Annotated in this window: 20 protein-coding genes; 8 read left to right on the forward strand and 12 right to left on the reverse strand. The window is 60.4% G+C overall.

Features of this window, described 5'->3' with window-relative positions; translation table 11 throughout:
• Positions 1–197: 197 nt before the first annotated feature.
• Entirely contained in the window at positions 198–1,478 is a 1,281-nt protein-coding gene (locus HWU94_RS03765; protein WP_185174366.1) for a citrate synthase, read from the forward strand.
• A gap of 86 nt (positions 1,479–1,564) precedes the next feature.
• Here HWU94_RS03765 and galE read toward each other — a convergent pair whose 3' ends face one another.
• The 3 genes from galE to dapD form a co-directional block, all read right to left on the reverse strand.
• Positions 1,565–2,578, reverse strand: coding sequence for a UDP-glucose 4-epimerase GalE (gene galE, locus HWU94_RS03770; protein ID WP_185174367.1), 1,014 nt, complete (start codon positions 2,576–2,578; stop codon positions 1,565–1,567).
• A 118-nt stretch (positions 2,579–2,696) separates the two neighbouring features.
• Positions 2,697–4,802 carry a 5'-nucleotidase C-terminal domain-containing protein gene (locus HWU94_RS03775; RefSeq protein WP_185174368.1) on the reverse strand — a complete coding sequence of 702 codons (2,106 nt, stop codon included), beginning with the start codon at positions 4,800–4,802 and terminating at the stop codon, positions 2,697–2,699.
• Positions 4,803–5,038: 236 nt separating this feature from the next.
• Positions 5,039–6,004, reverse strand: a complete 966-nt coding sequence (dapD, locus tag HWU94_RS03780; protein ID WP_185174753.1) for a 2,3,4,5-tetrahydropyridine-2,6-dicarboxylate N-succinyltransferase — start codon at positions 6,002–6,004, stop codon at positions 5,039–5,041.
• A 50-nt stretch (positions 6,005–6,054) separates the two neighbouring features.
• Here dapD and dapE point away from each other — a divergent pair, with 50 nt between their 5' ends.
• Positions 6,055–7,203, forward strand: coding sequence for a succinyl-diaminopimelate desuccinylase (dapE, locus tag HWU94_RS03785; protein WP_185174369.1), 1,149 nt, complete (start codon positions 6,055–6,057; stop codon positions 7,201–7,203).
• A 97-nt stretch (positions 7,204–7,300) separates the two neighbouring features.
• Here the strand turns inward: dapE and HWU94_RS03790 are convergent, their stop codons facing one another.
• Genes HWU94_RS03790 through HWU94_RS03805 form a run of 4 tightly spaced genes read right to left on the reverse strand, consistent with a single transcriptional unit; the run spans position 7,301 to position 10,550 of the window.
• Positions 7,301–8,221, reverse strand: coding sequence for an amino acid ABC transporter permease (locus HWU94_RS03790; RefSeq protein WP_244956017.1), 921 nt, complete (start codon positions 8,219–8,221; stop codon positions 7,301–7,303).
• Positions 8,218–8,901: an amino acid ABC transporter permease gene (locus HWU94_RS03795; RefSeq protein WP_185174370.1), complete on the reverse strand. Its 684-nt coding sequence runs from the start codon at positions 8,899–8,901 to the stop codon at positions 8,218–8,220. The genes HWU94_RS03790 and HWU94_RS03795 overlap by 4 nt, the downstream gene beginning before the upstream one ends.
• A 59-nt stretch (positions 8,902–8,960) precedes the next feature.
• Positions 8,961–9,809, reverse strand: coding sequence for a glutamate ABC transporter substrate-binding protein (locus HWU94_RS03800; protein ID WP_185174371.1), 849 nt, complete (start codon positions 9,807–9,809; stop codon positions 8,961–8,963).
• A gap of 12 nt (positions 9,810–9,821) precedes the next feature.
• Entirely contained in the window at positions 9,822–10,550 is a 729-nt protein-coding gene (locus tag HWU94_RS03805) for an amino acid ABC transporter ATP-binding protein (RefSeq protein WP_185174755.1), read from the reverse strand.
• Between the two features lie 219 nt (positions 10,551–10,769).
• On the opposite strand from HWU94_RS03805, the gene HWU94_RS03810 reads away from it, so the two are divergent.
• The 3 genes from HWU94_RS03810 to HWU94_RS03820 all read left to right on the forward strand — a co-directional run bounded on the left by HWU94_RS03810 (position 10,770) and on the right by HWU94_RS03820 (position 12,734).
• Entirely contained in the window at positions 10,770–11,126 is a 357-nt protein-coding gene (locus HWU94_RS03810; RefSeq protein WP_185174372.1) for a DivIVA domain-containing protein, read from the forward strand.
• A 4-nt stretch (positions 11,127–11,130) separates the two neighbouring features.
• Complete coding sequence (locus HWU94_RS03815; RefSeq protein WP_244956018.1) at positions 11,131–12,450, forward strand: hypothetical protein; 1,320 nt, start codon at positions 11,131–11,133, stop codon at positions 12,448–12,450.
• Positions 12,451–12,572: 122 nt separating this feature from the next.
• Positions 12,573–12,734 (forward strand): DUF3117 domain-containing protein, encoded by a 162-nt coding sequence (locus HWU94_RS03820; RefSeq protein ID WP_135013726.1) that lies wholly within the window; start codon positions 12,573–12,575, stop codon positions 12,732–12,734.
• Between the two features lie 56 nt (positions 12,735–12,790).
• On the opposite strand, the gene HWU94_RS03825 is transcribed toward HWU94_RS03820, so the two are convergent.
• Positions 12,791–13,432, reverse strand: coding sequence for an O-methyltransferase (locus HWU94_RS03825; protein WP_185174373.1), 642 nt, complete (start codon positions 13,430–13,432; stop codon positions 12,791–12,793).
• A gap of 110 nt (positions 13,433–13,542) precedes the next feature.
• Between HWU94_RS03825 and HWU94_RS03830 the strand changes: the two genes are divergently transcribed.
• Complete coding sequence (locus HWU94_RS03830; protein ID WP_185174374.1) at positions 13,543–13,908, forward strand: Sec-independent protein translocase TatB; 366 nt, start codon at positions 13,543–13,545, stop codon at positions 13,906–13,908.
• Between the two features lie 90 nt (positions 13,909–13,998).
• Here HWU94_RS03830 and HWU94_RS03835 read toward each other — a convergent pair whose 3' ends face one another.
• From HWU94_RS03835 to HWU94_RS03845, 3 genes are read right to left on the reverse strand one after another with little or no spacing between them, the layout of a single operon-like run.
• Complete coding sequence (locus HWU94_RS03835) at positions 13,999–15,132, reverse strand: P-loop NTPase (RefSeq protein WP_185174375.1); 1,134 nt, start codon at positions 15,130–15,132, stop codon at positions 13,999–14,001.
• Positions 15,133–15,144: 12 nt separating this feature from the next.
• The gene (locus HWU94_RS03840) at positions 15,145–15,843 is read right to left on the reverse strand and encodes a DUF1003 domain-containing protein (protein WP_244956019.1); all 699 of its coding nucleotides are present in this window, start codon (positions 15,841–15,843) and stop codon (positions 15,145–15,147) included.
• The gene (locus HWU94_RS03845) at positions 15,836–17,143 is read right to left on the reverse strand and encodes a magnesium transporter MgtE N-terminal domain-containing protein (protein ID WP_185174376.1); all 1,308 of its coding nucleotides are present in this window, start codon (positions 17,141–17,143) and stop codon (positions 15,836–15,838) included. The genes HWU94_RS03840 and HWU94_RS03845 overlap by 8 nt, the downstream gene beginning before the upstream one ends.
• A gap of 138 nt (positions 17,144–17,281) precedes the next feature.
• Between HWU94_RS03845 and HWU94_RS03850 the strand changes: the two genes are divergently transcribed.
• A complete protein-coding gene (locus tag HWU94_RS03850; RefSeq protein ID WP_185174377.1) occupies positions 17,282–18,367 on the forward strand; it encodes a general stress protein in 1,086 nt (361 codons plus the stop codon).
• Entirely contained in the window at positions 18,364–18,729 is a 366-nt protein-coding gene (locus HWU94_RS03855) for a hypothetical protein (protein ID WP_185174378.1), read from the forward strand. The genes HWU94_RS03850 and HWU94_RS03855 overlap by 4 nt, the downstream gene beginning before the upstream one ends.
• Positions 18,730–18,956: 227 nt before the next feature.
• On the opposite strand, the gene HWU94_RS03860 is transcribed toward HWU94_RS03855, so the two are convergent.
• Complete coding sequence (locus HWU94_RS03860) at positions 18,957–20,507, reverse strand: aminopeptidase P family protein (RefSeq protein ID WP_185174379.1); 1,551 nt, start codon at positions 20,505–20,507, stop codon at positions 18,957–18,959.
• Between the last annotated feature and the right edge of the window lie 19 nt (positions 20,508–20,526).

Here is a 20,526-nt window from a genome sequence, read left to right on the forward strand (position 1 = left end):
GCTAAAGAACGTAATGTAGCTTCTGAACTCACACCAATGTGACCCCGCGCATTATTCTGCTGTAATGTAGACCATAGATGACGTGCGTACGTGCACGGTGCGGCCTTCCACCACCCCGCGAAAGCCGCACCGTCCTTTTTTAGAATCCCACTTCATCACACAGCACGTACGTTGCCTCGTATGACAGGAGGAACACAATGACTGAGAACAAAGCGCTGCTGAGCTATGACGGCAAAGAACTGCCTCTGCCCGCAGTAGAAGCAACCGAAGGTAACGGTGCCTTCGAAGTTGCAGGCATGCTCAAAGAAACCGGCAAGGTAGCCTACGACCCGGGCTTCATGAACACCGCAAACGCAAAGTCAGCTATCACCTACATCGACGGTGACGCCGGCATCCTGCGTTACCGCGGCTACCCCATCGAAGAGCTGGCAGAAAAATCCAGCTTCATCGAAACCGCCTACCTGCTCATCTACGGAGAACTGCCCACCCCCGCCCAGCTCGAAGACTTCGACCAGATGATTCGCCGCCACACCATGGTGCACGAAGACTTCAAATTCTTCTTCCGCGGTTTCCCCCGTGACGCCCACCCCATGGCCGTCCTCGCATCCAGCGTTTCAGCCATGTCAACCTTCTACTCTGACTCCCTCGACCCCTTCGACCCCCGTCAGGTAGAAATCTCAACCTACCGCCTGCTCTCCAAGGTACCCACCCTGGCAGCCTACGCCTATAAGAAGTCCAAGGGCGAGCCCTCTATCTACCCCAAGAACGAGCTCAACTACACCGAGAACTTCCTGCGCATGTGCTTCGGCTTCCCCACCGAGGAGTACGAAGTCAACCCCCTGCACGCCAAGGCTCTCGATCTGCTGCTGCTCCTGCACGCAGACCACGAGCAGAATTGCTCCACCTCCACCGTGCGTCTTGTCGGTTCATCGAATGCCAACATGTTCGCCTCCGTCTCAGCCGGTATCAACGCCCTTTACGGCCCCCTGCACGGCGGCGCTAACGAGGCAGTGCTCAAGATGCTCAACCAGATCCAGAAGGACGGCATCAGTCCCGAAGACTTCATGGAGAAGGTCAAGAACAAGGAAGACGGCGTCCGCCTCATGGGCTTTGGCCACCGCGTCTACAAGAACTACGACCCCCGCGCTCGTATCGTCAAGAAGACCGCAGACGAAATCCTCGAGTCCATTGGCGGCAACAACGAACTGCTCGATATCGCCAAGCGTCTCGAAGAGAAGGCCCTCAACGACGACTACTTCATCGAACGTAAGCTCTACCCCAACGTAGACTTCTACACTGGCCTCATCTACAAGGCTATGGGCTTCCCCGAGCACATGTTCACCGTCCTCTTCGCCCTGGGCCGCCTCCCCGGCTGGATCGCCCAATGGACCGAAGGTATCCAGGACCCCGACCGCAAGATCGGCCGCCCCCGCCAGGTCTACATCGGCGAAACCGAACGCCACTACCCTGAGCGTTAACCTGCCAAACAGCGCATCACTAAGCCCCGGCGTCCTTACCTCGTTGGAGATAAGGACGCCGGGGCTTGGCTTAAGGGGATATTCGGCTACGCCTCATATCCATTTGGATTATTCTTCTGCCAGTTCCAGTGGTCGCGCACCATGGTGTCGATATCGCGGGTAGCAGACCACCCCAGATCTGCTAGGGCAGCAGCGGGATCTGCGTAGGAAACAGCCACATCGCCGGGGCGGCGGTCCACAATCTTGTAGGGCAGCTCCTTACCCGCAGCCTTCTCAAAAGCGTGCAGAACCTCAAGAACCGAGTAGCCGTTACCGGTACCCAGGTTCCAGGTGTGCAGACCACCGTGGGCGGTGATGTAATCCAGGGCCTTGAGGTGGCCGTCCGCCAGGTCAACGACGTGAATGTAGTCGCGAACGCCGGTGCCATCGACAGTGGGGTAGTCGTTGCCGAAAACATTGAGGTATTCGCGGCGACCCACCGCAACCTGAGCGATGAAGGGAACCAGGTTGTTGGGGATGCCAGCCGGGTCTTCACCGATACGGCCGGACTCGTGGGCACCTACCGGGTTGAAGTAGCGCAGCAGGGCAATGTTCCACTTAGAATCTGAGGCTGCCAGGTCTACCAGCATGTCCTCAATGTGCTCCTTGGTGCGACCGTAGCAGGACTGGGCGTCCATATTAATCTTTTCGGTTAGCGGCATAGACTCGGGCTCGCCGTAGACAGTAGCCGATGATGAGAAGACGATGGAGTGGCAGCCTGCGTCTTCCATGGCGTAGAGCAGGTTGAGGGTGCCGGTGACATTGGTCTGGTAGTACCACAGGGGCTTCTCAGCGGACTCGCCCACAGCCTTAAGACCAGCAAAGTGGATCACGGCATCGGGCTTGACCAGGTTGAAAAGCTGCTTCATCTCGGGCAGGTCCAGTAGGTCAACCTTGCGGAACTCTACAGTCTTGCCGGTCAGTTCTTCAACGCGGGCCAGGGACTCCATGGAGGAGTTTGAGAGGTTGTCCATAACGGTTACCTCGTGGCCTGCCTTGAGCAGTTCGAGTACGGTGTGGGAGCCGATGTAGCCGGCACCGCCGGTAACGAGAATCTTCACGTTTTCCCCTAGTAGACGATTGATGTTTTCTCTAGCTTACCTGCACTCAGCCCCGCCAGCCGGTAGAAGCGGTGGCGGGGCTGAGCACATCTAGGGTAAAAGGCGCGGACGCTTACACCTAGCTGTTCTTGCGGCGGGCAGCGAAGAAGGCGGTAGCGCCTAGACCCAGCAGGAGGGCAGCACTTGCGAGGAAGGGCAGAGCAGTAGCGCCGGTGTGGGCTAGTGCGCCGCTCTTTCCAGATTCAGGTGCCCCTACTACATCGTTCTGGCTGGTCTCGGTAGAAGCCGAAGAAGCCGGGCTATTACTGGGAGCCGGGGCGGGGGCGTCCGCACTGGCACTTGCAGTCGGCTCTTCGGTGGGGAATACCGAGGGCTCAACCGAAGGAGCAGCGGTAGGGCTGTCGCTAGGAGCCGGGGTCTCTTCAGGAGCCTGCTCGGTAGGTAGGGAGCTGGTGCCAACCGTCCAGTTCTTGACGAAGAAGGTGGTCGGGTCGATGGTCTTGTTGGTGATAGCCCAGTCGATCATGAGGTCGCGCACGGCCTTCTGCTCCTCGTAGACGATAGGAGCTGCGGTAACGTGCGGGTAGCCTGAGCCGCCTGACCAGCGGTAGTTGTTCAGAGCCAGGATGACCTTCTGATCATCAGCGAGGGGAGTACCATCGGGCAGGGTTAGGCCCTCGATGCGCTCGCCGACAGGCTTGGAGATGTTGATGTGGTAGTTCACACCTGAGAGCACGTCGTAGGAGTAGTCGGGAATACCGCGGGTTGCCCCCTCGTAGAGGGCGTTAGTGACGGTGGGCCAGTCGGTGATTTCAGCGCCGGGCTCCTGCTGCTTGTAGTAGCGGGCTGACCATTCAAGGTAGTCCTTGAGCTGGGCACCGGTGAGCTCAACAGCGTAGAGGGTGTTGTCGTAGATATAGAGGCTCGCCATATCGGCAATGGTGACATCGCCCTGCTTGAAAACAGCGGTGCGGGAGAAGGGGGAGACCTCAGCAACGACGGGCAGACCCTCGTACTGGGTTCCGGCCAGAGCCCGGGTTACTTCTTCGGTCTGCACCATGTTGATGAAGTCCAGAACAGCGGTGTCTTCCCAGGCGCTGGTAGCAGCGGGCATCTCAGCGGTTGCCTGAGCAACGACGGTCTGTACCCACTCGGTTGTCTTTGAGTGGTAGGGCTCGATAGCGGCGAGGACGGACGCGTCGGCGGCGTAGTCACCGGCGTTGAGGGCAACGGCGGTGGGCTTTTCGGCCGCGGTCCACTTGACCTCGATATCACCGTCTGCTTCCTTGACCAGGGGCAGGGTGACTTCGGAAAGGAAACGGGCCCAGTAACCGGGCTGGGTGTAGAGCACCGGCTCACCGTTCTTGTTGGTGAAGTATTCCTGAACCTTGTTGGTGACGTGGGAGTGACCGCCCACGACCACATCAACATCGGTGGACTGTTCGGCAACAGACTTAGCGACGTTTTCAGTCAGGTCTGCCGGGTTGTAGGTGTAGCCCTCAGCATCTAGGCCGGTGTGGGCGAGGACGACGACCACGTCGGCCCCTGCCGCCTTGACCTTGGGTGCCCACTCGGCGACGGTAGCGGCAGCGTCCTTAAATTCTAGCTTGCCCTCAACGGTAGCCTTATCCCACACACGAACCCCGGGGGTTACCACGCCGATCACGGCTACCTGGACCTTCTCGCCGCCCACGGTCTTTTCAATCATGGTGTAGGGCTCGTAGGCAGGAGCGCCGGTTGCGGTGTCGATGACGTTAGCCCCGAGCAGGGGCATAGTCAGATTCTGGGTGTACTGGGCGGCTGCATCGGGGCCATAGTTGAACTCGTGGTTGCCCACTACACCGGCGTCGTAGCCCAGCAGGTTAAAAACCGAGGCCATGGGGTCAACACTGGTGGCGGTGCGGTTGTTCTGGTAGTAGGTCTGTAAGGGGTTGCCCTGGTTGGCGTCACCGTTATCGAGCACCAGGGTGGACTCTGCACCCTTTGCCGCCCGGGTCTGGGCGATGGCGGTTGCCAGGTGCTCCATACCCAGGGCCTTAGCACCTTCGCCATAGGGGGCGCCGGTGAAGTAGTCGTAGTTAAGGGCGCGGCCGTGAACATCGGTTGAGGCCAGCACGGTCAAATCGCCCAGGTCAGTAGTACCATCTGCTGCAAAAGCTGCGGGAACGAGAACGCTGGAAGAAACCAGGCCAAGACCTGCCAGCAGAGAAAGAGAACGCTTCATGAATAGCTTTCTGATGTGTTGTGAGTGTGTTCTCTTATTGTAAAGACCCGCCCTGCCGGTCAGCCGGTAGGGCGGGTCTTGAGTATATGAAACTTCAGTAAATATCGATGGGCGAAACGGGCTTATAGCGAAGCTGCTGGCTTGGGGCTGGCATGAATCGTCTTGTGAGCGAAGCGAACCAGACGAGAGGGTCGGCAGCGAGCATAAGCCCGTCTCGCGAAATGATTACTTATTTTTTAGTTAGCGTGCAGCTCTGAGTTCAGTTCCACGGTGTTGTTGGCACGGGGTAGAACTTCGATAGCGCCGGTCACGGAGTTGCGGCGGAAGAGCAGGTTATTGACGCCGGAGAGCTCTAGGGCCTTGACGACCTTGGGCTCAGAGCCAGGGTTGAGGACGGTCACGCGGGATCCGGCGGTGACGTACAGGCCAGCTTCAACTACGCAGTCATCACCCAGGGCAATGCCGATACCGGCTTCAGCGCCGAGCAGGGAGCGCTCGCCGATGGAGACACGCTGGGTGCCGCCACCGGAGAGGGTGCCCATGGTTGAGGCGCCGCCGCCGATGTCGGTGCCGTTGCCAATGACAACGCCCTGGGAGATTCGGCCCTCGACCATGGATTCGCCGAGGGTACCGGCGTTGAAGTTGACGAAGCCTTCGTGCATGACGGTAGTGCCGGAGGCCAGGTGGGCACCCAGGCGGACGCGGTCGGCGTCGCCGATACGAACACCAGCGGGCACGACGTAGTCGATCATGCGGGGGAACTTGTCCACGTGGGTGACGACCAGGGCGCCGCGGCGACGCAGCTTCAGTGAGACGGTGTTGAATTCGCTAGCCAGCACTGGGCCGAAGTTGGTCCAGGCAACGTTGGCGAGAGCACCAAAGAGACCGTCGAGGTTGATGGTGTTGGGGGCAACCAGGGTGTGGGAGAGCAGGTGCAGGCGCAGGTAGGCGTCCGCTGCATTGGCGGGGGCCTCGTCGAGGTTGATGGTGACGTTGACCAGCTCACGCACAACGTTGCGGTCTTCGTCGGCTTCGACCAGGGCTTCGAGGTCGGCTGCTACGGAGTCGTCGGGGGTTTCGGTGAGGGCGGGGGCGGGGTACCAGACATCGAGTACGGTGCCTTCGTTCTCGCCGGAGGCGACGACGGTGGCCAGACCCAGGCCGGATGCTACACGGGTATTGTTTTCAGTCATGCCTACCAGTCTACGGAATCAGGCGGGTGCGGGGCGCTATCTGCTTGTATCGTGGAACTATGACCAAGAACCTTACCCTCGCCCAGGCCGCTGAGTTTGCTCAGGTGGGCCCCGGCGTCCTGAACCTAACCCAGCCCGTTGAAGATCTCACTGCTGATCTGCTCAATATTTATTCTGTTTCTGGCGCCGAGGTGCGCCTGGCGGACGCCGTGCAGGCGGCCCTTGAGGGTACCGGCGGCTTAGAGATAACCCGCGACGGCGACGCCATCATCGCCCGCACTAACCTGGGCCGGGATACCCGCATTGTGCTGGCAGGCCACCTAGATACGGTGCCCCTGCCCCGTACCGAGGGCTCACGAGGTACCGTACCTGCTTCTTGGTCTGAGGAAGCGGGGGAGCGGGTCCTCTACGGCCGCGGCGCCGTGGACATGAAGGGCGGGGTTGCCGTGCAGCTAGCCCTAGCTGCCCGCTTGAAGGAGCCCCGCTACGATATCACCTACGTCTTTTATGACAATGAAGAAGTTGCATCAGAGCTCTCAGGGCTTGCCCGCCTGATGCGCAACCACCGGGAGAAGCTGACCGACGCGGCCTTCGCCGTGCTCCTGGAACCCACCGACGGCACCATCGAAGGCGGCTGCAACGGCACCATCCGCTTCTGGATTCGCACCTCGGGCGTCGCTGCCCATTCGGGTCGCGCATGGAAGGGCATCAACGCTATCCACAAGATGGCGGACGTGCTGGGGCGCCTTGCTGCCTACCAGCCTGCCACCTATGAGGTTGAGGGCCTGGCCTACCGCGAGGGGCTCAACGCCGTGCAGATTTCAGGCGGGGTTGCTGGGAACGTGATTCCCGATGACGCGGGCGTCCACATCAACTACCGTTTTGCCCCCAATAAGACCCTGGACGAAGCCGTCGCGCATCTGCACGAGGTTTTTGAAGGCTACGAGCTGGATTTCGTGGACCTGTCATCAGCGGCCCGCCCCGGCCTGGAGGCTCCGCTGTCTAGGTCACTGATTGAGTCGGTTGGGCAGGCTCCTAAGCCTAAGTACGGGTGGACGGACGTTGCCCGCTTCAGCGAAATCGGCATTCCCGCCGTAAACTTTGGGCCCGGTGACGCCCTGCTGGCCCATACCGATAACGAACACGTTAAAGTCTCTGAGGTGCGGGCCTGCTATACGGCGCTGGAAAGCTGGCTGACGGCGTCCTAACCCCACAAAGGGACCACGAAACTTCAAAGGGACCGCATAATATGCGGTCCCTTCAAAATTTTCAGGTCCCCTTGGGTAAGTGCCGCAGGCGCGGATGCTAGTGCTTGGGGATCTTGAACATCAGCTCGGTCTTGGGGCGGGCTTCGTCCACTTCACCGGGCACACCGTCGGCGTGCTTGATCTCTACGTCGGAGCGGGAGCTCATGTACTTAGCGAGCCACTCGGCAAAGAGGGTCAGGGCGAAGTTGATCACCACGAAGATGAGGGCTGCCAGCAGGAGCATCTGCAAGATATTGCCCTCGCCAGAGCCGAAGCGGCGGGCAGCGGCCAGCAGCTCTGGGTAGGAGATGATGTAGCCCAGGGCGGTGTCCTTGAGAATAACCACGAACTGCGAGAGCAGCGAGGGCATCATGGCGGTCAGAGCCTGGGGTACCAGAATCAGGGTCAGAACCTTCCAAGGAGTCAGGCCGATAGCCAGACCGGCTTCACCCTGGCCCTTGGGCAGTTGCTGTACACCGGAGCGCAGAAGCTCAGCGATGACCGAGCCGTTGTAGAGGGTCAGGCCCAGAACCACGGCTATAAAGGGTAGCTGTGAGGGGGCAAAGAGGTTGAGCTTTCCCAAAAAGAGCCAGAAGAAGATCATCATAATCAGCACGGGAACGGCGCGGAAGAACTCCACGATCACGGTGCCGAAGGCTCGCACAGCCTTATTGGGTGAGAGACGTGCCAGGCCGAAGAAGAGACCGAAAGCCACCGAGGTAACCACAGAAATCAGGGCAGCTGAGAGGGTCTTCCAGAGGGCGGGCAGGATGTAGTTGGCCCAGAGGTTACCCGAGAAGAGGGAGGTCCACTTATCGGCTTCCAGCTGGCCCTGGCGGTTCATCACCATCATGACGTAGGCAAAGCCTGCTGCCAGGAGCACAAGAGCCACGATGTTGAAGATGCGGGTTCGGGCGCGGGCCTTGGGGCCGGGTACGTCAAAGAGTACCGAGGTTGAGGTCATACGCTTCTTGCTCATCGCTTCACCGCCAGTTTACGAGAGGCCCAGGTGGTTAGCAGGCCGATGGGGACAACAATAATCACAAAGCCCATGGCGAAGACGAAGAAGATCATGAAGATGAGGTCTGAGTTGAACTCAATCATGGACTTCATCATGCCTGAGGCCTCAGCGACTGAGGCTACGGTGGCTACGGTGGTGTTCTTGGCTAGCGCAATCAGGGTGTTGCCCAGCGGGGTGATGGAGCCGCGCAGAGCCTGCGGGAAAATCACGTAGCGGGCGGTGGGCAGGAAGCCCAGGCCGATGGCGCGGGCCGCTTCAGCCTGGCCGATGGGCACAGTATTGACGCCGGAGCGGATGGCCTCACAGACGAAGGCCGCGTGGTAGATGGCAAGAACGATAACGGCGTAGATAAAGAAGTTCCACTCAAAGCTGGTTGCTAGTGAGAGCTGGAACTGGGTCCACACGCCCAGGATTGCCAGAGTCATCAGAATGGTCAGCGGGGTGTTGCGGACCAGGTGCACGTAGGCGGTGCCCGCCCAACGTAGGGAGGGCACAGGCGAGATACGCATAAGTGCCAGCAGGGAGCCGAGGACGAATGATCCGATGGCTGCCCAGAAGGTTAGCTGGATATTGGTCCAGAAGGCACCGATGACGTCGTAGGTGGCAAAGAGCGTGGAGAGCTGTTCAGAGAACGACATGAAAGCCTCCGATGGTTGAAAGATTGTGGTGTGGTGAAGGTGCGCTGGGCGTTGCCGTCTTATTTGGCGTCAACGGTGGCACAGGCGTCGGTGAGGACGGGCGGGTTCAGCTCGGCGTTGTAGGTGTAGTTAGCGGCACCTACGTTCTTTTTGATGGCTTCTTCCCAGGCGCCGGTTTCGACCATCTTGTTGATAGCTGCGTTGATGGCGGCGCACTTGTCGGAGCCCTTGGGCAGACCAACACCGTAGTTTTCGGTGGAGAAGGTGTTGCCAACGAGCTTGAGCTCGCCCTGGTTGGCCTTGGTAGAGGCTAGACCCGCCAGGATGATGTCGTCGGTGGTCACAGCATCGACCATACCGGCGTTGAGGGCGACAACACAGTCAGAGTAGGAGTTCTGCTGAACCAGCTGGACCTCTGATGAGTACTTGTCCTGGATCTTCTTTGCACTGGTTGAGCCGGTGACGGAGCACAGATTCTTCCCGGCAAGAGATTCGGGGCCGGTGATGTCGGTGTTCTCTGCCTGGACCAGCAGGTCCTGGCCAGCGACGAAGTAGGGGCCAGCGAAGTCAACGGTCTTGAGTCGCTTTTCGGTGATGGAGTAGGTCGCAAAAATCATGTCTACCTGGTTGTTGGTGAGCATGTTTTCGCGGTTAGCGCTGGGGGCTTCGACCCATTCGATCTGGTCTTCGGAGTAGCCGAGTTCAGCTGCAACGTAGCGGGCTACGTCGGTGTCGAAGCCGGTGTAGTCGCGTCCGTCCTGGTAGCCCAGGCCGGGCTGGTCGTACTTGATACCGATGCGGATGGTGTCTTCGCTGCCGGTGGCGGAGCAACCGGAGAGCGCGAGGACGCCGGTGGCGAGCAGGGCGGCGCAGGCTGCGACCTTTGCTTTGGCGCGGGAGAGATTCATGGCTGGCCGTCCTTAGTGACCCAGGATCTTACCCAGGAAGTCCTTGGCGCGGTCTGACTGGGGGTTGGTGAAGAACTGGTCGGGGGTGGCTTCTTCGACGATTTCGCCGTCGGCCAGGAAGACGATACGGTCTGCTGCCTTGCGGGCGAAGCCCATTTCGTGGGTTACCACGATCATGGTCATGCCTTCGCGGGCGAGGGAGACCATGGTGTCGAGTACTTCGTTGACCATTTCGGGGTCAAGGGCGCTGGTGGGCTCGTCGAAGAGCATGACCTTGGGCTTCATGGCGAGGGCGCGGGCGATAGCGACGCGCTGCTGCTGTCCGCCGGAGAGCTGGGCGGGCATCTTGGAAGCCTGGTTATCGACGCCAACCTTCTTGAGCAGGCTCATGGCCAGCTCTTCAGATTCGGTCTTGCCCATGCCGCGTACCTTGCGGGGGCCTAGAGTGACGTTTTCGAGGATGGTCTTGTGGGCGAAGAGGTTGAAGGACTGGAAGACCATGCCGACTTCTGCGCGCAGGTTGGCGAGTTCCTTACCTTCTTCAGGCAGTTTTTTGCCGTCGATAGTGATGGTGCCGTCGGTGATGGTTTCAAGACGGTTGATGGTGCGGCAGAGGGTTGACTTGCCGGAGCCTGAAGGGCCGAGGAGGACGACAACCTCGCCCTTGCCGATGGAAAGGTTGATGTCCTTGAGGACGTGGTTCTCACCGTAGTGCTTGTTCACGTGGGTGAGCTGAACCAGTGCGTCAGTAGTCACTGGGCTTCCTCTCTTGTGGTGGATTCAGTGCGTGCGCCGGTAACATTGAGGTGCTGTGGCACAAACCAAATGGTGTATGTGCCCTACCTTACGCCCTGCAGGTAAACAACTTGTTACACGGGGTGTCGTGTTTTTGCAGTCATATTTGTTGGGTTGAGTTGAGTGGTGCTGGGCGAGAGGGCTTGGCTCCTGCGGGAGGACGGTATGAATTATCTACTGGTTACGGTGACTTTTGTGGTGCTGGCGGCGGTGATGGCCGGGTGCGCGGTGTTGGGTACTGACCGGTTGATTCCAGGGCGGAAGGCTATCGATGCGGTCAGCAAGGACGGCCTAGCGCTGGTTCCTGCCGCTGAGCCGCCCCTGATTCTTTCGGATCGCCCGGGTACGGACGAGCTGGAGCGGGTTCGTTTTGCCACCTCGGCCCTGGGCTATAACCGCGATGAGGTCGATGGGGTGCTCGCTAAGGTGGTTGCCGAGAACAGCCGCCTGCGGGCAGAGCTTGAGGCCCTGCGCGGTGCTCGGGGCCAGGACGCCGCTACCGACCTTCGCGGGGAGGGCTAGGGAAGTGGGGCGTCCGTCCGCACCACAGCGCAGCGGGGTGCTTGACCGCACCGCTGCGACCCTGAGCGTGAGCGCCAGTCGGGGCCTGCTGTTCTTCACGAGCCTGCCCATCGGCCTGCGGGTAGCCCTGGTCTATGCCGCAAGTCGGCTCTGGGGCTGGTTTATTTTCTCAACCGTGGGTCTGCACCAGACCTTTAGCCCCTGGAAAAATACCTCAATGGGCTACCTGGAGTTTGTCACTATTTGGGACGCTGACTGGTATGCCAAGATAGCCGCTGGCGGCTACCCTGCGGTTCTGCCCGTGGACGCCAACGGTCACGTTGCCCAAAATGAGTGGGCCTTCTACCCCCTCTACCCCCTGATTAGCGGAGCCATGGCGAGTGTGACCGGGCTGAGCTATCAGACGGTTGCCCCTACCGTTTCCCTGCTGTTTGGCTTTGGGGCAGCCTGGTTTATCTACCGGCTCTTTGAAACCAGCCTACAGGTGCGCGGGGCAGCTACCGGGGGCGCTACTACCCACCGGGGCACTGAGCTAGAGACAACCGCCCTGTGGGCAACCGCCGCCGTCAGCTTCTGCGCCGTTGCACCGATTCTGCAAACCGGCTATGCCGAAGCAACCGGCCTCTTCTTCCTGGCCTGGGTCCTCTATTGGCTGGTGCAGCAACGCTATGTGCTTCTGCTTTTTCCGGCCCTTGGCGCGGCCCTGTCCCGTCCTGTAGGGGTGCCCCTGGGAGCCGTAGTTGGAATTTGGTGGTTCGTGTGCTGGGTTCAGCAGGCCCGTGCTGAGAACCTGCTGAGCGCCTTAAAAGCAACCGCCCCGCAGCTGGCCTCTGCCCTCACCGTGTGTGCTTTCGCCTTTATCCACCCGGCCATCGCATGGGCATCCACCGGGCGTATCGACGCCTACACCGCTACCGAGGCCGCGTGGAGAGCTGGCGGGGAGCACGTGCTGCCCTTTATGCCCTGGTACACCCAGAGCCAGCTCTACCTGGGGCAGGTGCTGGGCCCCCTCGTCCTTATCCTGCTACTGGGCGCCTACCTGCTGGCCCTACTGGCTCCCGTGACCCGGCAGGTACTCCACCCGGCGCTCATCACCTGGTGTGTTGCCTACGCGGTGTATATGCTAGCCTTCTTCAACCCGCAGTCCTCCACCTTCCGCCTGCTGCTGCCCCTCTTCCCGCTCCTGCTGCCCCTCGTGGCCCTATCCGCTTCGCGGGCCTACCGCTGGCTGCTGATTCTCAGCGGAGCAACCCTGCAATTTGGCTGGGTCGGCTGGCTCTGGCACTGGAAGCAGCTACCCGGCGGCGGAGACTACCCGCCCTAAACCTGTAAGTTTCCACCTAAAAACGCCAGAAGTGAGCCACTAAGCACTATGATTAAAAGAAGGTGAGACCGGCAATAGAAGCCAAGAAACCGCAGACCAACCCTCGTTGAAGGAGAACCAAGATGGCAGCTCAGAAACCACGCACCGGCGACGGCCCCCTCGAAATCGTGCGCGAAGGGCGCAGCATCGTCATGCGCATTCCCGTTGAAGGTGGCGGCCGCCTGGTTCTTGATATCACCGAAGAAGAAGTCGAGGCAATCCGCAAGTGCGTTGAAAACGTCTAGGCTTCGGCTCTGAGCCCGGCCCCTGCTCCGAACCACACAGGTTTGGGGCGGGGGCTTTAGCGTTTGTAGACCAGGTAGAGACCCTCACCCGCGTGTACGAGTGAGACAAAAACATCGGCGGTACAGGCCGCCACCTCGTGTAAGACAGAGCGTACCGAAACGGTCACGGCATCGCGGGCTGTAGGGTTCGCAACAGCGCCGCCCACCAGCGGGTCATGCAGAATCAGGAGCCCTCCAGGTTCTAGGAGGGCCAGCGTATCGTAGACCAGCTGTTCAGCCAGCTGGCTGCCGGCGTCAATAAAGGCCAGGTCGTAGGAGGCTTCTGAGAGGCGGGGGAGTACCTCGGCAGCATTGCCGGTGATGACGCGCACCCGGTGGCTCTTATCAAGACCGGCAGCTGCCAGTAGAGTCCGGGTCGCCTGGCAACGGGTGGCATCGATATCGATGGCGGTGAGCGCCGCACCGGGGGCCAAGCCTGTGAGCAGGGCAGCCGTAGCAACGCCGGCTCCGCAGCCGATTTCTACAGCGTGTTGGGCCTTGGTAGCGGCCGCGAGCACCGTAAGCAGGGAAGCTACCGACGGGGCGACGGGGGCGGCGTCCAACCGCTCGGCCCCAGCCCGGGCAGAAGCCACCGCAGGAGCCTCCAACGGGAACTCTTCAGCATAAACCCAGCTTCGAGCCTGTTCCTGAGTATTCACCTAGTACTTCACCTTCACATGAGTGCACGCGGGAATGATTCTGAAAACATCTTAATCAACCCCACTCGTTTTATGGGCTAACACTCGGGCTGAGCTGGTAATCTCTTTGTGTGTTTGGAATTAGCGGCCTCGAATTTATCGTTCTAGCGATTCTGGTGTTTGTTGTCATCGGGCCAGAACGCATGCCCGAATATGCCCAGCAGCTCAAAGACTTTATCAAGTGGGTTCGCCGTATGGCCTTTGAGGCTAAGGACGACCTCAAAGAAACTCTTGGCCCCGACCTGGGCGATATCAACTGGCGCCAGTATGACCCCCGCCAGTACGATCCCCGCGTCATTGTGCGTGAGGCTTTTGCTGAGGACGACGAAGAGCGCCGCAAGGAACTTGAAGAAAAGGCGGCATCTGCACCGGCTCCCTCTGTGAGTGTGCGCCTGCCCCGCGGCGCCTGGGCTCCCTTCGATACCGAGGCCACCTAAACTCTTTCTCTCGCCAAGGGGACCTGATTTTCAAAAAAGAACCGCATAATATGCGGTTCTTTTGAAGTTTTGTGGTCCCCTTGGGCCGGGTTAGACGGTAAAGGGCAGGGGGGCTCCCGCTAGCCCGCGCGGACGGTGGGTCAGGGCCCGGGCGGTTTTGACCAGCTCCTGGGCCGCAGCGGTCTCGGGCGCGCCCCAGACCACCGGGGTGCCGGCGTCCCCGCCCTCGCGCAGGGCAACCTCGAGCGGTACCGACCCCAGCAGGGGCACCTCGTAGCCCAGGGCCCTGCCCAGGGACTCGGTGAGGACGCCCCCGCCCCCTTCTCCGAAGAGGGGTAGGGTGGTGCCGTCCGGCAGCTGCATGGCAGCCATATTTTCTAGCACCCCAATCACCTTCTGTTCGGTCTGCAGGCTGAGGGTACCGGCCCGCTGGGCCACGTCCACAGCAGCCAGCTGCGGGGTTGAGACCAGAAGAATCTCGGCGTGGGGCAGCAACTGAGCCATTGAAATCGCGATATCGCCGGTGCCCGGGGGCAGATCGAGGAAGAGCACATCCAGGTGACCAAAGTGCACGTCGGTGAGGAACTGCTCCAGAGCCCGGTGCAGCATAGGGCCGCGCCAGGCGACCGGCTGGTCAGGCTTTACGAACATACCGATAGAAATTACCTTGATGACACCGCCACCCGAAGGGGCCTCAACCACCGGCGGAATAATCATGTCGTCCATGCGGGTAGGGCCAGCGGTAATGCCCAGCAGCCCGGGAATCGAAAACCCGTGCACATCGGCGTCAATAATGCCAACGCTCAAACCCATGGAGGCGCAAGCCGCTGCCAGGTTAGCGGTCGCAGAGGACTTGCCGACCCCGCCCTTACCCGAAGCTACCGCAAAGATACGGGTCAGTGAGCCGGGGGCAGTAAAAGGGTTCTGCTTGGTATGGCCAAGACGCTGGCGCAGAGTGGCGCGCTGATCTGGGCTCATATAACCAATCTCAAGCTGCACCTCGCTTACCTGCTCCAGGGCAGAGACCGCCGCGCGGACGTCCGCCTCAATTGTCGAACGCAGGGGGCATCCCTCAATAGTCAGGAGCACCCTGACGTCGGCGACCGAACCGGTCAGCTCAGCCCGGTCGACCATACCCAACTCGGTGATGGGCTGGCGCAGCTCAGGGTCAATAACGGTTGCGAGAGCTGCAAGCAGCTCCTCATTCAGATGTGATGTCTGCATGGGGTAAATCGCCTACTCAAACGAGCGGTCGATGTCCTTTACCTTCTTCTTCTTACGCATTTTCGGGTGATCATCGCTCAGCACATCAAAGGCGCTGGTCACAGGCTGGGCAACATTGGGATCGAAGGGCTTAGTCTCTTCGGGGGTCTCAAGCTCATTCGCCTTAGCCGCCAGGGCCTCAGCGCGGGCAAAAAGCTCCTCCTGCCGGCGCTGAACCTCCTGCAACTCGTCCATGATGTCGCGCATCTCGCCACGCACAAAGTCACGGGTAGCAACCTCGCGCAGGGTAATACGCAAAGAAGCGATTTCGCGGGTCAGGTACTCGGTTTCTTCAAGGTTACGCTGGTCGCGCTGCCTGTCCTGGCGGGCAACCACGCGGTCACGGTCATCCTGCCGGTTCTGCGCCAGCAGCAGCAGGGGAGCGGCATAGGATGCCTGCAAAGACAGCATCAGGGTTAGCAGAGTGAAGTTCAACGAGCGCGGGTCAAATTGCATCTCTTCAGGTGCTAAAGTGTTCCAGCTCAGCCAGACGGCACAGAAAATGGTCATCCACAGCAGGAACTGCGGGGTACCCATAAAACGCGCAATCTTCTCGGTCATCTGGCCGAAAGCGTCGGGGTTGGGGCTGAACTGGAAAATCGGCCGACGCTTTTTCTGCTGGGGTGTACCTAGCGTCTGGGCGGAATCATCGCGTTCGCGTGCATCACTCAAATCGGCGGCCTACCTTTCGGATCGGGGTTCCATCGTCGTAGGTGCGCCAGTCATCGGGCAGCATCTCATCGAGCACGTCATCCACGGTGACCGCCCCAACCAGGCGGTCGTGGTCATTGACGACCGGGACGATGGTGAGGTCATAGGTAGCAAGAATACGGGTCACTTCTTCGATGCTGGCGGCATCGGTAACCGGTTCAATGGAGGTATCAATGATGTTACCCACCTGTTCGCTGGGGGAGTGGCGGAGCAGTTGCTGCATGTGCACAATCCCCAGGTAGCGGCCGGTGGGTGTCTCCAGGGGCGGGCGGGTGACCATGACAGCAGCGGCCATAGCCGGTGAGATCTCTTCTTGCCGGATATGGGCCAGCGCCTCGGCCACGGTCGCTTCGGGGGAAAGAATAATGGGGACCGGGTTCATGAGCGAGCCGGCGGTACCTTCTTCGTATTCGAGCAGGCGGCGCACGTCGTCCGAATCCTCGGGGTCCATCAGGGTCAGCAGCTCTTCGCGCTGGGTGTCGGAGAGCTCACCCAGAAGGTCGGCAGCGTCGTCCGGCTCCATCTCTTCCAGAACGTTGACCGCTCGCTCCACCTCAAGATGAGACAGAATCTGCACCTGGTCTTCTTCGGGGAGCTCCTGCAGCACGTCCGCCAGGCGTTCGTCCTGGAGCTCCTGGGCGATCTCAACCATGCGCTTATCGGGCATCTCGTGAATAGCGTCAGCCAGGTCAGCGGGCTTGGAATCTTCGTGGCTTGCCACAAACGCGGTTGCAGCCTGCGGCTCAAAATCTGTAGAGAGAATAACCTCGTCCCAGTCCACAATCAGGGTTTCCTTGCGGCGGCGCATCAGGCTAGTGTGGCCGCGCGAAATAAAGAGCTCAGAAATAAACCAGTCGCCGTTACGGCGCTGCTCCATCGCAACGTCCTCAATCTGAGCCCTACCCGACCCGTCACGTAGCTGTACCTTGCGGTCAAAGAGCTCACCGACCACCAGAGCCTCAGAACCGCGCTGCTCAAAGCGGCGCAGGTTCACCAGACCGGTCAGAATCACCTGGGTGGAGTCGATACTGGTCACACGAGTCATGGGCACGAAGATACGCTTCTTACCCAGAATCTCGATGACGATACCCACCACAACGGGCTCCTTGAGTTTGGCCAAAGACCCCACCGCGTTGAACTGGGTGAAACCGCTTTTCAGCACCACTACATCGCGCAGACGGCCCAGGCGGTCGCCGTGGGGATCAAAAACATCAAGGCCCAGAAGGCGGGCGATAAAAATCTTGTTCGGTACGCTACTCACAGTTATCAAGGGTACTCGCCCCAGCCCAGAGCTGCCACCGGTCAACAGCACAATGAGAATCACCCTGCTTAGTTCACCTGTGGCGATACACCGGCGTGCTCCCAGCAAACTCCCTGCACTTTGCGAAAAAATAGGGGCATGGATCAACTCAAAGCACCTCCCGCACTGGCCATGGCAGACGGCACCCACCTACCTCCCGGCGAGCTGGTAGCCACCTTTACCGACCGTAAAGAGGTCAACAAGGCTATCGAATTTCTTGCCAGCCAGAAGTTCCCCGTGCACTCCCTCTACGTAGTGGGTCGGGACGTGCAGCAGGTTGATTACATTACCGGTCAGGCCACCTACCCGCGGGCGGCCCTCAGCGGCGTCTTCCAGGGCCTGAGCCTCGGTGCCCTGGTCGCCCTCTTCAACGCCGTGATCACCCAGACCTCGATTCTGGCCAACTTCCTGAGCATTGTGCCCCTGGCTATTGCCTTCTGCATAATTTACGCAATTATCGTTGCCTCCCGTACCAAAGGCCGCGGCATCCGTACCCGCACCCAGATGCTACCCCAGCGCTTTGACCTGATGGCTATTCCTGCCACCGCCCAGGCAGCCCGCCATCTGCTGCGCGTAACCGTCCAGCCCGGTGGCACCCACAGCGGAGTACACGGCCCCGGCACCCAGCCCTTTGCCCAGAACGGGCAGACCTCAAGCCCCTACGTACACCCCGGCATGAGCCAGGCCAACCCCCAGGGCTACTCGGCCCAGCAGCCCCAGGGCGCCCCGAGCGGCAAGCAGGTACAGAACACCCAAGGGGCTCAGAACGGTCAGCAGGCCCCCCAATGGTTTGACCCCTCAGCCCCCTCTCCCAAGCAGGAGCAGACCCCCGAACCCTTCCTGCCTGGCTTCAATCCGGCTGATCAGAAGCAGGACCAGGCACCGGCAGTCGAGCAGCGTCCGTCCGCCCCCGTCTTCACCCCTCCCGCTGAAACCAACCGCGACGGCTCGAAGGCCGCCGGTAAGTTCGGTCTGCGCGTGGAATCCCCCGAAGAATTTGAGCAGATGATCCGTAAGGCCCCCGAGCCCCCCGCCACCAACGAGCGTATCGAAGCGATTCGCGCAGAAAAGGGGGAGCAGCGCTACGGCCTGCGCGTGGAGTCCCCCGAAGAATTTGAGGCAACCATCCGCAAGGCCCCCGAAACAGCAGAAGCCGAGCAAACACCGCAGAAGGACGGCCAATGACACCCGACCAGAAACTCGCCACCCGCTTTGAAGAACTCATCGGCTACATCGGTGAGAACAACCAGCACCTCATTATCGAATTCCTCACCGGCGACTTTCAGCTCACCCTACCCAACGGTGCGGTAAAAACCGCCCAGGAGTGGATTGACGATCTTGACGAAGACCTCTTCGACCTCGACGAGGCAACCCTTGAAGATATCGCCACCACGGCCGGGGAAGAAACCGGATCGGCTACCGCCCAGGTACAGCTGGTAGGAACTGCCTACGAACAGGACGTCACCGGCCCCCACCGCTTCGAGGCTACCTTCATCTGGACCTTCTCAGACTGGTTCATCAAGTCTTTGAAAATCACCCGCCTCTAAACGACAAAACCTGACGAAAACCCCGCCCGCTCTGGAAGAGAGCAGACGGGGTTTCGTTCTGCAGTTGAGAGGCTAGTTCATCAGGGTGGGTGGAGCATGCTCACAGCGAAGCTGCTGGCTCGGCGGCTGGCGTGAATCGCATTGTGAGCGAAGCGAACCATGCGAGAGGGTCGGGAGCGAGCGTGAGCATGCAGAACCCCTAACGAACTAAGAACGCAAGCTCCTACCTAGCGGGAGTTCTCCGCCATCCAGGCTTCGATACCCTCAACGGTGCGGGGCAGGGCAGCAGAAAGGTTTTCGTTGCCGTCCTCGGTGACCAGTACGTCGTCCTCGATACGGATACCGATGCCGCGCAGCTCCTCGGGGATAGCGAGGTCTTCTTCCTTGAAGTAAAGACCGGGCTCAATGGTGAAGACCATGCCGGGCTCGATGATGCCCTCCATGTAGAGCTCGTTCTTGGCCTGGGCGCAGTCGTGCACGTCCAGGCCCAGGTGGTGGCTGGTGCCGTGGGGCATCCAGCGGCGGTGCTGACCGCCCTCAGCCGATAGGGAAACCTCAGCAGAGACAGGCAGTAGGCCCCACTCGTGCAGGCGGGTAGCCAGAACCTGCATGGCAGCGTCGTGAACCTCGTGGAACTTCTTACCCGGCACCGCAACCTTAAAGGCAGCGTCGGCAGCTTCGAGCACGATGTTGTAGGCCTTAGCCTGAATCTCGGAGAACTTACCGTTGACCGGGAAGGTGCGGGTGACGTCCGCGGTGTAGAGGGTGTCGTCTTCAACGCCGGCGTCGAGCAGCAGCAGCTTACCCTCATCGACGGTGCCGTTATTGCGGATCCAGTGCAGGATAGTGGCGTTGTTACCGCAGGCAGCGATGGTGTCGTAGCCCAGGTCGTTACCCTCAACACGGGCCTTGGCGAAGAAAGCGGTCTCGACCACGCGCTCGCCGCGGTGGTGGGCAACAGCTGCGGGCAGGGCCTTGACGACCTCAGCAAAACCGTCGATGGTCAGGTCAACCGAGCGGCGCAGGTTCTCCACCTCGATGGCGTCCTTGACCAGGCGGGCCTCAGACAGGGCCTCTGTCAGGGCAGCGTCGAGCTTATCTGACTCTTCTAGATCAACAGAGGTGTTGTAGCGGGAGGTATCGACCAGGGCATCGACATTCAGGTCAACGTTGCGCACCAGACGGATGCGCACGCCGCCCAGGGCCTCGGGGCCGGCGTTCTTGGTGATAGCTACCTCAAGTTCACCCAGGTCCTTGGTACGCAGACCGTACTCGGCACCCATCGATTCGAGGGTGGGGCGGGGGCCAATCCAGAACTCCCCGTAGCGGGGATCTCGGTAGAACATCTCGGTATCGCGGCCTGCCAGGGGGCGGAAGTACAGGGTTACCTCGTGGTTTGATCCGTTATCGCCCTGGCCCTCTTCAACGGGCTCAAACACAAGCACGGCATCCGGCTCGTGGTCCAGGCCCAGACCGGTCTGATGGGCAAAAGCTGAGTGGGGGCGGAAACGGTAGTCGGTGTCGTTTGAACGCACCTTGAGGGGGCCAGCAGGCAGAACCAGGCGCTCGCCGGGGAAAAGCGCAGAAATCTTGGCGCGGCGCTCAGCGGCAAAGTCGGCTACACGGGCGCGAGCCGGGAGCTCGTCGGACGCCGGCGCCCAGTTAGCTGCCATAAAGTCAGTAAAAGCACTGGACTTGGGGGCGGCAGAGCGGTTGGTGACGCGCTCTTCGATGGGCTGGTCGTCGCCCGGGGTGGGGGTATTATCGCTAGTAGTCATGCCTACCAGTCTAGTGAGC

Source organism: Rothia nasimurium, from assembly GCF_014217215.1.
Classification (GTDB): Bacteria; Actinomycetota; Actinomycetes; order Actinomycetales; family Micrococcaceae; genus Rothia; species Rothia avistercoris.

Coding starts and splice junctions, on each gene's coding strand:
- HWU94_RS03765 (WP_185174366.1), top strand. CDS start 198: ATGACTGAGAACAAAGCGCTGCTGAGCTATGACGGCAAAGAACTGCCT.
- HWU94_RS03775 (WP_185174368.1), bottom strand. CDS start 4,802: ATGAAGCGTTCTCTTTCTCTGCTGGCAGGTCTTGGCCTGGTTTCTTCC.
- dapE (WP_185174369.1), top strand. CDS start 6,055: ATGACCAAGAACCTTACCCTCGCCCAGGCCGCTGAGTTTGCTCAGGTG.
- HWU94_RS03790 (WP_244956017.1), bottom strand. CDS start 8,221: ATGAGCAAGAAGCGTATGACCTCAACCTCGGTACTCTTTGACGTACCC.
- HWU94_RS03795 (WP_185174370.1), bottom strand. CDS start 8,901: ATGTCGTTCTCTGAACAGCTCTCCACGCTCTTTGCCACCTACGACGTC.
- HWU94_RS03800 (WP_185174371.1), bottom strand. CDS start 9,809: ATGAATCTCTCCCGCGCCAAAGCAAAGGTCGCAGCCTGCGCCGCCCTG.
- HWU94_RS03810 (WP_185174372.1), top strand. CDS start 10,770: ATGAATTATCTACTGGTTACGGTGACTTTTGTGGTGCTGGCGGCGGTG.
- HWU94_RS03820 (WP_135013726.1), top strand. CDS start 12,573: ATGGCAGCTCAGAAACCACGCACCGGCGACGGCCCCCTCGAAATCGTG.
- HWU94_RS03835 (WP_185174375.1), bottom strand. CDS start 15,132: ATGCAGACATCACATCTGAATGAGGAGCTGCTTGCAGCTCTCGCAACC.
- HWU94_RS03850 (WP_185174377.1), top strand. CDS start 17,282: ATGGATCAACTCAAAGCACCTCCCGCACTGGCCATGGCAGACGGCACC.
- HWU94_RS03855 (WP_185174378.1), top strand. CDS start 18,364: ATGACACCCGACCAGAAACTCGCCACCCGCTTTGAAGAACTCATCGGC.
- HWU94_RS03860 (WP_185174379.1), bottom strand. CDS start 20,507: ATGACTACTAGCGATAATACCCCCACCCCGGGCGACGACCAGCCCATC.